The 11,249-nt window shown below is 42.8% G+C and carries 7 protein-coding genes and 1 tRNA gene; 7 read left to right on the top strand and 1 reads right to left on the bottom strand.

The features are described 5' to 3' along the window. The first annotated feature begins 17 nt into the window (after positions 1 to 17). The 3 genes from ACM0OR_RS22090 (at position 18) to ACM0OR_RS22080 (ending at position 5,567) form a co-directional block, all read left to right on the top strand. The gene (locus tag ACM0OR_RS22090) at positions 18 to 3,419 is read left to right on the top strand and encodes a molecular chaperone (protein WP_414578768.1); all 3,402 of its coding nucleotides are present in this window, start codon (positions 18 to 20) and stop codon (positions 3,417 to 3,419) included. Positions 3,420 to 3,496: 77 nt separating this feature from the next. Next, positions 3,497 to 4,627 carry a hypothetical protein gene (locus tag ACM0OR_RS22085; protein ID WP_414578767.1) on the top strand — a complete coding sequence of 377 codons (1,131 nt, stop codon included), beginning with the start codon at positions 3,497 to 3,499 and terminating at the stop codon, positions 4,625 to 4,627. A gap of 697 nt (positions 4,628 to 5,324) precedes the next feature. Then, positions 5,325 to 5,567, top strand: coding sequence for a hypothetical protein (locus ACM0OR_RS22080; RefSeq protein WP_414578766.1), 243 nt, complete (start codon positions 5,325 to 5,327; stop codon positions 5,565 to 5,567). Between the two features lie 149 nt (positions 5,568 to 5,716). On the opposite strand, the gene ACM0OR_RS22075 is transcribed toward ACM0OR_RS22080, so the two are convergent. Then, positions 5,717 to 6,805, bottom strand: a complete 1,089-nt coding sequence (locus ACM0OR_RS22075; protein WP_414578765.1) for a glycoside hydrolase family 3 N-terminal domain-containing protein — start codon at positions 6,803 to 6,805, stop codon at positions 5,717 to 5,719. A gap of 201 nt (positions 6,806 to 7,006) precedes the next feature. Here ACM0OR_RS22075 and pds point away from each other — a divergent pair, with 201 nt between their 5' ends. The 4 genes from pds to ACM0OR_RS22055 all read left to right on the top strand — a co-directional run bounded on the left by pds (position 7,007) and on the right by ACM0OR_RS22055 (position 11,185). After that, positions 7,007 to 8,446: a 15-cis-phytoene desaturase gene (gene pds / locus ACM0OR_RS22070; RefSeq protein ID WP_414578764.1), complete on the top strand. Its 1,440-nt coding sequence runs from the start codon at positions 7,007 to 7,009 to the stop codon at positions 8,444 to 8,446. After that, the gene (crtB, locus tag ACM0OR_RS22065) at positions 8,430 to 9,362 is read left to right on the top strand and encodes a 15-cis-phytoene synthase CrtB (protein WP_414578763.1); all 933 of its coding nucleotides are present in this window, start codon (positions 8,430 to 8,432) and stop codon (positions 9,360 to 9,362) included. The genes pds and crtB overlap by 17 nt, the downstream gene beginning before the upstream one ends. Before the next feature lie 250 nt (positions 9,363 to 9,612). Continuing rightward, a tRNA-Ser gene (locus ACM0OR_RS22060) sits at positions 9,613 to 9,704 on the top strand. A gap of 161 nt (positions 9,705 to 9,865) precedes the next feature. Continuing rightward, positions 9,866 to 11,185, top strand: a complete 1,320-nt coding sequence (locus tag ACM0OR_RS22055; protein WP_414578762.1) for an ABC transporter substrate-binding protein — start codon at positions 9,866 to 9,868, stop codon at positions 11,183 to 11,185. The last annotated feature ends 64 nt before the right edge of the window (positions 11,186 to 11,249 follow it).

Here is an 11,249-nt window from a genome sequence, read left to right as displayed (position 1 = left end):
TTTAAGGAAGATAAAAAATGCCTGTAGAGATTCAACTTGTGCCTCGCTTTCAAGTGCGGGTTAATCATAAGAAGTATTTAGAATTACCAAGTATTCAATTACTTGGTTCTGGAAACAACGTACCTCATATTTCCCGAATCAACTGCACAGTTAAAGGCATACCAGGCGAATTAGCAACTAAAATTCAACAGGCGTATAAAAAGTTTGATTCTGATATTCCCAAAATCTCCCAAATTGGTCAATTAGAACAGTATCCTTGTAAATTAGATCAACCTCTTACTAAAGAAATCAATTGTCATTTACGGGTAATGGTGGAATATTTTGATTCTGATAATTCAGGAAATCCACTGTTATCTGTACGGCAAAAAGTAGCAGCTTATTGTCATCTGTGGTCACTACCTATGGAACAAAAAACACCAAATAATCTGGGGTCAAATCCGTTTGAATTCCCTAGTCCAATATATAGCGAAAAACCTACCAACGTTAAACCCAAAAAACGCTTTCCCGGATGGTTAGCATTAGATTTCGGTACATCGAATTCTACTGTGACACTTTTTGACCCTATTGAAGTCCCCATTGCGGAAGTTTTACCGAAAGAACAGGAAATCAGATTACGCGATCGCCTGTCACAATGGTTGAGTTCTCCGGCTTCCATTGCTTTACCAGAGGTGAATGAGAGTGAATGGGAAAAATTTATTGTTGATATTAGTAAAAATCTCGAAATCGAACCTAGCAATTTAAGTGAAGTTTTTAGTAGTGATAATAAAGGTAGATTTTTAGAAGCAATTCGGCAAATTGAATTATGTTTAGGTAACAGCGATAGATTTCGCCACGCTGTCAGCAAAAAACTTTATCAGATATATCATGAAGTCTTCCGCGTCCCGACTTTAGAATCACAGAATTTAATCCCAGTAGTTTTAGATATTGACCGCCGAGATACAGAGATACCCAGTGAGTTAGAAGTTTCCAGTCTAGAAAATTTAAAACTGCGGATGGGGAGAGAAGCTAGGGATAATCGAAAAAAGGCGATCGCACAGGGAACAAGCAGTTCTTTAAAAGAAATTATCAGCAGATTTCACCATTCCCCCAAACGTTATTTTGGACAGGATCGGAATTTTTCCGTGATGTTGGATGGAGAAGAAGATATTATTAATGTTAACCAACTCATCCAAGCAGCATGGGCGCATTTAATCGAATTAACTGAAGATTATCGTCAACGCGCCAGACGCAGATTTTCAGAAGGGGAATTTTTAACAGCAGTTGTTACCTACCCCACCGTTGCACCCCCGGTCGTCAGGAAGGAAGTTAAAGAATTAGTCGAACAGTTGGGGATTGATGATGTTCAAACCGCCTATGATGAAGCTGTATCTGTAGCTATCTTCTTTTTATGGCGAGAGTTTGGCGGGAATCTCAACATAGGGATTGAATCTTTTAAAACCCGTTGTCGCCAAGAAAATAATAAATGGTCACAAAATGTTCTAGTTTTAGATGTCGGTGGCGGAACAACAGACTTAGCATTAATTGAACTCACCTTAGAAGATAAAACCCCCTACTTTGCCAATAATGAAGACCGAGGTTTAGGGGGACGTTATTATAAACTGACTCCGAAATTGTTGGGTTCTTCTGGACATTTACAGTTAGGTGGTGAGTTAATTACACTCAGAGTGTTTAGATTATTGAAAATTGCGATCGCTGATTTTTTATTAACAGCAGTCACCAGAGGCGACATCGAAAGCGACAAACTAGAAGATTTAATCACCGCCGAATTAAATGAACGCTTTTTAGAACAAGGTAAATTTAAAAGCGGAAGTTTATTAAAATGTGTCGATAAGGAAAACCCCGAAGGTGACGCAGCCTATAAAGATGCTTTAGATACCGCCGAAAAAGTTATCCCTACCCGTTGGCAACAAGCACCCCAACGCCTGCAAAGTTTTTACACCCTCTGGGATCATGCGGAAACTGCTAAACTCAAACTGGGGCAGAAACCAGCCATTGAGAATTCCCTATTAACCTTTACAATTTCCGAACAGCAAATTGCCGAACTCCTTACCCAAAGCGCGATTAAATTCCAGGTAAAAGACTCAGAAAATATTTGCGTCACCTTAGACAGCCAGCAATTTGAACGCGCCGCCGCCTCAGCCATCAAAGAAGCGATCGGAATTGCAAAAGGCTTAATGGAAAGCCGATTACGTCCCGACGACAACAATATAGATCCCTGGAACACCCATAAAGTTGACTGGTTAATCCTCTCCGGTAAAACCTGCAATCTTGACCTAGTACAACGCCAAATTTACCAAGAATTTAGCAAATCACCCTATTTTGTTTGGAATCCCGAACGGATTACCTTTGTCTTGGAGTACACCAAACTAGCCACCTCCGCCGGTGCTTGTTACGCCGAGAAACTGCGAAGACTGAGATTCGACCCCGAAGAATCGAAAGGATTGCTACGTAAAGGCGCGAACCAGCTAGAAATAGACGTTAAAAACCTATTTTATTATCTACCTTGCAACTTCAAACGCAAAACCCAAAGTAACGACCTCCTCACAGTCTTCAAAGCTGGACAAGAACTCTATCAACTCTCACCTTCGGAAAACGTCGCCAAAGTTCGCACAAATTGGGTAGGGACACAGTTAACCAACATCATTTATCGCCAAGACTACGAAGCCGGAGATTTACGCCTGTGGGGTAGCTTCGACGGTAAAAACCTCATGGGACAACTGGGGATGGAAGAAGCGGAATTTCTCAGAAAAATCAAAGTCCAGTTTGAGATTGACCAAACCCTGCAATTTAACATCCTACTGTGTCAAGGAAATCCCCACTATTTAATAGACGTTCCCGGAATTGACATCGGCGCAGCATTATCACAGTTGTCAGAAACATCATTATTTGCTGACGGTAAATTGAAATGGAACATCGCCGTGGAACGTCCTGATAAAGACTTAAGCGATGGTGATATCGCCGTCAACGTTATCGAATCAGCCACCGTAGATCAACCAGAGGCTTATCATTTGGTGTTTGAAGTAGACAAAGACGGTAATAAACCCCTGCAACAATTCCATTATCTGCGCGATGGTACATCCCCACCAGGAAACGGTTTAATCAGTAACCCCCTACCTCCCTTCCCCCACGCTAGCCAGCACACTTTTTATATGTACCAAACCGATGTTCAAACCAATACCAAAAAATGGATACGCATCGGCGCACTGCGTAAACCCGATGTCAACACAGATTACCCTTGTCAATATCGTGTAACTATTGATAATCGAGGTATTTTGCGTATTCATGCTGGTGACGTACCCTACTGGACATCACCCAATTTAGAATGTCTCACACACGAAGGATGTGTTTATATTGCTGAACTGGACTTACAACCTAATGAGGTTGATAAAGAACGCGATCCCTTTTGCGGTATACATTAGGAATTATTTCGCGCAAAGGCGCAAAGGCGCAAAGGGTTTCTTGGCGGCTCTGCGTGGGATAAAAAAAGGTAATACTTATGCAGCATCTCAACAAATTATTAGGAATAGAAAACTCAGAATTAGCCCAGTTACTGCGGTATAGTCTGCATGGACTAGAAGCTTCGCTAAAACAAGCGCAAGCAGAACATCCCCATGACCCTGGTGCTAAGGTGTGCGATGAGGTGCTGCAAGAAATTCAGAATCTGCTACAAGTAAAGGAAGCGGCGATACCTCCGGTAAGCTACACTAACGCACCCACCCCAACAGAATCAAAGCTGGATTATCTCCGCGCCGCATTTGAATCTGACTCAGAACTCGGTTTATATCTAGGAGACGCACCCCTATACAGCCAAACAGATTCCGACTTATGGAACGAAATTCACCGCAAACTGTTGCGAGTTCCCGAAGATTTGGCGGAGTTTTGGCGACAACGTGCTTTAGACTTAGCGCAAGAAGTGGGTGCGTTAGCGCAGTTTACCGGAGGTATCGCAGATAGTTCTCAACTCTATCATTTACCCTTCATTAGAGACGAAATCATCTACCCCGGACTCAGTGGTACTGTGATTTCCCCAGGATTGTGCTTGTCTCAAAAAGCACTTGAGCAGACTAGAATTATCCCAGAATACGCTTCTGAGGAATTAACTTTACTGGCGAGTTTCCTAGTTTTATTCATTAAATTTATTGAAATTGAACCAGAGTTACATCATGCCTTAAAGAGTGTATTTAGCTTTGATGTGATTCCTCTGCACTCCCAGCCAGAACAAAAAATACAATATCTTGAAGCTTTAGGCGATCGCTTCCATCGCACCAAAAAAGCCGAAGAAACTACCGATCCCTTGTTAATGCTACGCGCCTGGATTGACATGGATGAAGCCATCCACTCCTTAATCTTTGTCCCCCCAGCCGAACGTTATTCTTGGTGGGGTAAACTGCAACAAGAATCAAGACGCGCTTTAAAGAAAGTTGTGGCGATCGCAACTAATGCAGGTTACGAAGTGCGAATCCGTCAACTAACAGGTATTTATGCTGACATTTGTGCATTAACCAAAGATGACTTACAACTAGACTGCGGCGGAGTCCCCGGCGAAGTTTTAACTTGTCTGCGAGTCTATGCCAGAATTAACAACGAAGAAATTCCCGGACGCGTCATATTTCGTTCATCACGATAGAAAAATTGGCGTTGCTGAAACTGCAATGAACTAACCCAGGGGAACTGTCCGATACTTCAAGTAGTGAAGCAATAAGCGAAGGGAACACTTGAGCATTAATTTTTATTTTTAGCGAAATTAATATTACAAAATATTGCAAAAATGAGTGCGTGGTAAATTAAATAACATCTTTTAATGTTTTTATTACTTATCTAAAAATTGTTTCTGGCTCAACTTAAACTTTAAACCCGTTGCTAGACAATATTCTTACTACTTTATTTACAATACTTTTCAATATTTTTTAAACCTCTAAGTAGAACAACTTGAAAAAAAACAAACTATGTTAAGTAATGTAAAAAACTAGGATTGAGTTCGTAGTAAGGACTTTAGTCCTTTTCTAAGAACTAAAGTTCTTACTACAAACCTTTAATTATTTACCGTGTTCTACTTAGCTTATTGACAAAAATGAGAAGATCAGTTTTCTGAAGACATTATAACCACGCTAATATTGTCATGGAAACATAACTTAATTGTCAATAACTCGAAATATATCAATTAGTACCACAAAAAGTTTTTGTGATTCGGAGGTAACAAGAAAATATCAACTCTACTATTCCAGTAAGCGCATAGTTGAGTCTGCATTAATTTGTTTTCAACTAATGCAAACTTGGGAAAATTTTTTCTCAGGCAATATTGTTTACTTGAGGAGTGAAGACTAATGATACAAATCAAAAATTCCAACATTCAGGATTTATTGACTGAAATGACTGCTCAGGAATCGGCTAAGATGAATGGTGGTCAAGCTGAACAAAATCAGCAAAATCAGCAAGGTCAGCAAGTTAGTTTTAATCAGCAAAAGTATCTACAAGCCTTGGGCATTGCTTATCTCAATCCCCCTGGGGATAATGAAATAACAGACAAAGAAGCTTTGATGGCTCAATATTTAGGGTGGGAAGACTAGTACAGATTTTTCATCTTTGAGATTTAGCATCTTGGAGACCATCAAGAATCAATTCAGATTTTAGTTAAATACAGTTCAGATAAGCGGAAAATAGAGTTTTGTAATGATTTGCAGAACCTGATTTATCCTTGCTGAACTGTATTTTTATATCAATCAAAAGTACAAGCGATCGCTAATTCGGCGTGTTGTAATAATGTATCTTTATCTAAACTTTCTAGAGAATATTGTGGTGTAATTGCTAATAATTTTTCAATTCTGTCTCTAGCCGCTTCAACTACAGATGCAGCCAAGTTACCCTGACTTAAAGCATCAGCAAAATCTTCAGCTATTTTATAAGTCCGTTCCATTGATGATGAATGAATATTGCGCGACACGATAAACAAATCACACCCTGCATTAAATGCACGCGCCACTGTTCCCTTTTGAGTGAACATATCGGAGACAGCTTTCATATCTAAGTCATCAGATACAACCACACCCCCAAATCCCAATTCTTCCCGCAGGATGGTTTTGAGAATAGCTGGTGAGAGCGTCGCCGGCCAATGGGGATCTATTTTGGGAAAGAGAATATGAGCTGTCATCATGATGGGAATTTTTGCCTCAATCAAAGCTTTAAATGGGATTAATTCTCGGATTCGTAAATCTTCGAGAGTGAGGTTGAGGATTGGTAATTCCACATGAGAGTCTTTACTAGTATCTCCATGTCCGGGGAAATGCTTGGCAGATCCGACAATTCCCGATGCTTTGAGTCCCTGGTAATATTCACAGACCGCTTCAGCAGTAGTTTCAGGGGTGCTATCAAAAGCGCGAAATCCAATAATAGGATTTTGGGGATTGGAATAAATATCTGCTACTGGGGCCCAAGATAAATTAATTCCCAGTGATTTTAATTCTCTACCCGTGGCTTTGGCTACTTCCTGTGCGTGCGATCGCAACAACACAGCATGGGGAAACCTCGTAATTGGTAAGGGTGTCCGCACGACTCGCCCGCCTTCATGGTCTAATGTAAAAAACATCGACTCACGTCCAGCATATTCTCTGATTTGGTCGTGCAAATCTCGAAAACTTTGCAGCCACACCTCATAGGGGACACCATCCAGAAAATTTTTGCCGAAAAATATTACCCCTACAGGTTTCAATTCACTCAGAGCGCGTTTATCCTCATCACTTAAGGTAGTACCAGAAATACCCAGAATGAGGTGATGACCAAAGCTTTCTATTTGTTGTGATGCTGGCATAATAATTTACCTAGGATTGCTGAAATATTTTTAACTTCAAGAATTTCAGCCCTATCCTACACCTTCAGTCTTGGCTATTGACATCAACTGACAGATGGGAATTACTAATTGCAAATTAGTAGCAATGCCAAATGTAACAGATTGCAACGTATAATGAGAACGGCAAAACGATTAAGAAATATTGAAAAATAGTAGGTTTAAATGCGAGTAGCGATCGCGGGTGCTGGTTTAGCAGGACTCTCCTGCGCGAAATATCTCACAGACGCAGGTCACACTCCCATAGTCTTGGAAAGCCGAGACGTATTGGGTGGTCTTGTGGCGGCGTGGAAAGACTCTGACGGCGACTGGTATGAAACTGGATTACACGCCTTCTTCGGTGCATATCCCAATATGCTCCAATTGCTCAAAGAGTTAGGTATTGAAGACCGACTCCAGTGGAAAGAGCATACACTGATTTTTAACCAACCAGACAAGCCTGGAACACTATCACGGTTTGATGTTCCCGATATCCCCTCCCCTTTCAACGTGATTGCGTCGATTCTTCGTAACCAAGATATGTTGACTTGGGAGCAGAAGATTCGCTTCGCTATCGGCCTAACTCCAGCAGTGGTGAGAGGTCAGAAGTATGTTGAGGACATGGACAAGTACAGCTTCTTAGAGTGGTTGGAAAAACAAGGTGTTGACGAGCGCGTTACAAGTGATGTGTTTATCGCTGCGTGTAAAGCACTGACCTTTATCAATCCCGACGAAGTTTCGGCAACAATCCTCTTAACTGCACTCAATCGCTTTCTGCAAGAACGATATGGCTCGAAAATAGCCTTTTTGGATGGTTCGCCTACAGAACGGCTATGCAGTCCGATTGTAGAACACATCACCGCAGGTGGCGGCGAAGTGCGGCTGAATGCACCCATCAAAGAAATTGTCCTCAATGATGATGGTAGCATCAAGCACTTTCTTGTTAGGGGATTAAACGGTGCAGATGATTATATTGAAACCGCCGACTTTTATGTTTGTGCCACCTCAGTAGACGTGATCAAAGCGATATTACCCAAGCCTTGGCAGCAAATAGAGTTTTTCCAGAAGCTAGAAGGATTGGAAGGAGTGCCAGTTATTAACCTGCACTTATGGTTTGATCGCAAATTAACAGAAATTGATCACCTATTATTTTCGCGATCGCCCCTCCTCAGCGTTTATGCTGATATGAGCAATACTTGTCGTGAATACGCTAATCCCGACCGCTCAATGCTGGAATTAGTTCTAGCACCGGCAAAAGATTGGATTAGTAAATCTGACGAGGAAATTGTCACTGCCACTCTTGCAGAATTAGAAAAACTTTTCCCCGATCATTTTGGGGGAGAAAACCCAGCCAAACTGCTGAAATCTCATGTAGTGAAAACGCCGCGTTCAGTTTACAAAGCGACCCCCGGTCGCCAACAGTACCGTCCCTCCCAAAAAACTCCCATTGCCAATTTCTTGCTATCTGGGAGTTACACCATGCAACGCTACTTAGGCAGTATGGAAGGAGCTGTACTTTCTGGTAAGCTAACAGCGCAGGCGATCTGCGAATCACTGCCAGTGGCCAATGCCTCTAACCTGCAAACGCTAACCCGACCGCCTGCAACGAATGCTGCAACTGCCTGATTCCCCCCCGCGCATGAAAACGCTGGTCTCTGTAGATGAGTCCTACAAAATTTGTCGGCAACTCACAGCCAAGTATGCCAAAACCTTCTACTTGGGTACTTTGTTAATGAGTCCGGCAAAACGTCAAGCTATCTGGGCAATTTATGCTTGGTGTCGCCGTACCGATGAACTAGTAGATGGTCCTAGTGCTGCCATTACCACACCAGAAACCCTAGACCTATGGGAGCAGCATCTAGAGTCAATTTTTGCGGGTCATCCCGTAGAAAACTATGATGTAGCTTTGGTAGATACCCTGCAACGCTTTGCCCTCGACATCCAGCCCTTTCGGGATATGATTGCTGGGCAGCGTATGGACTTATACCGTAGTCGCTATGAAACCTTTGAGGAATTATACCTCTACTGTTACCGCGTCGCTGGTACAGTCGGCTTGATGTCAACATCTGTCATGGAAATAGACACCACCGGCAATACAGCCCCGTGGCATCAGCGTAAACAACCATATATTCCCACAGAAGAAGCGATCGCTAATGGTATTGCTCTTCAACTCACTAACATTCTCCGGGATGTTGGCGAAGATGCTAAGAGAGGGCGGATATACATTCCCCTAGAAGACTTAGCACAATTCAATTACACCGAACAAGAGTTCTTCAACGGTGTAGTCGATGACCGTTGGCGGGCGTTAATGCGCTTTCAAATTGAGCGGGCGCGGCAGTTCTACACCAAGGCGGAACAAGGCATCACTCATTTAGCCCCAGACGCACGCTGGCCTGTGTGGGCAGCATCCATGCTGTACGGGCAAATATTGGACGTGATCGAACGCCAAGATTACAACGTCTTTAATCAGCGTGCCTACGTCCCCCAATGGCAAAAGTTTCGCACCCTACCCATAGCTTGGATGCGATCGCAAGTGTTATGAAGAGTGCTGAGTGCTGAGTGCTGAGTAGAGAGTTCTGAGTTCTGAGTGATTTTTAGTTTACTCAGCACTCAATAATGAATCAAGTACAAAGAAGATTACTGAGTAATATACTCATTACTCATTACTCATTACTCAGTATGGGTACAAGCCCCCACTCCTAAGTCTTCAATTTTTCATTTTTAATTTTTAATTGGAGCGCAGCGACTTGACTTATCACTAAACATCCGCTAACATTGATATTCGTGACCGTGGAGAGGTGGCTGAGTGGTCGAAAGCGGCAGATTGCTAATCTGTTGTACGGCAGGCAACTCCGTACCGAGGGTTCGAATCCCTCCCTCTCCGTTTTCCCACATCATAACAACACAGAGTTTGATGTGTTGCTCTACATCCAAGGGTAGATGTTATCATTTAACCTTTGGAGACTTGACCAGATAGAGCTAGTTGAAAAATCTAGTTTGAATCCTGCTTTCAAGCTCCCTTAGAATTGAGGAGTGAAAGTGATTATGACAAAACTTAGTGCTGCCCTCGCCCTAAGCTTAACTACCCTAGCCACTGGGTTTTTGATGGCAGCTTGTACAACCACTAATACTACTGATGGCACAGCTAGCAACACCACAGCTAGCCCAGCAGCCAACACTACAACTAGCAGTGGTACAGGATTAAAAATTGGCTCTTTACTACCAACGACAGGTGATTTAGCATCCATCGGTCAGCAAATGGCCCCGGCTGTTCCCTTATTAGTTGAAACAGTTAACGCCTGTGGAGGTGTCAATGGTCAACCAGTGACTCTGATTGAGGTAGACGACCAAACAGACCCCAAAGTCGGTGCAGCTGGTATGACTAAACTAGCAACCGTAGATAAAGTTGCTGGTGTAGTGGGTTCATTTGCTAGCAGTGTTTCCACGGCGGCGGTGTCAATCGCAGCGCAAAATAAAGTCATGCTGATTTCACCTGGTAGCACCAGCCCTGTGTTTACGGAAAAAGCACAGAAAGGTGATTTTCAAGGCTTTTGGGCGCGGACAGTTCCCCCCGATAGCTACCAAGGGCCAGCCTTAGCCGAACTAGCTATTAAAAAAGGCTATAAGCGAGTTTCTACAGTTGTCATTAACAACGACTACGGAGTTGGTTTTGAAAAAGCATTTGTCCAAGCCTTTGAAAAATTGGGCGGGACAGTAGTTAACAAAAATAATCCTGTCCGCTACGACCCGAAAGCTACTACCTTTCAAACCGAAGCAACTGCGGCTTTTGCGGGGAAACCAGATGCTGTATTGGGTGTTTTTTATGTAGAAACAGGTAGCTTATTATTAAAATCCGCTTATCAGCAAGGTCTCACCCAAGGCGTACAAGTCATGCTTACAGATGGCATGAAATCAGATGAATTCCCGGCTCAAGTTGGTAAAGCCAGTGATGGTAAGTACATTGTTTCTGGAGTTATTGGCACTGTACCTGGTTCTGATGGTAAGGCGTTAGAAGCTTTGACAAAACTCTGGCAATCTAAAAAGAATGCTTCTCCTGGGGAATTTGCTCCCCAAGCTTGGGATGCAGCAGCCTTGTTAGTATTGGCAGCACAAGCAGCTAAAGATAACACAGGTGTTGGTGTGGCGAATAAAATTAAGGAAGTATCTAATGCACCTGGTGTAGAAGTCAGTGATGTTTGTGAAGGGTTGAAGTTACTCAAAGAAGGTCAAGACATTAACTATCAAGGTGCTAGCGGTAATGTAGATGTTGACGCTAACGGCGATGTCATCGGTGTCTACGATGTTTGGACAGTACAAGACGATGGCAAACTAACAGTGATTGACAAAGTAACTCCAAAGCAGTAAGGAGTAGTTAGTGCTGAGTGCTGAGTGCTGAGTGCTGAGTGCTGAGTGCTGAGTGCTGAGTGCT

This window comes from Anabaena sp. CCY 9402-a, assembly GCF_963920945.1.
Classification (GTDB): domain Bacteria; phylum Cyanobacteriota; class Cyanobacteriia; order Cyanobacteriales; family Nostocaceae; genus Trichormus; species Trichormus minutissimus.
This window is presented reverse-complemented; position numbering and strand designations above follow the sequence as displayed.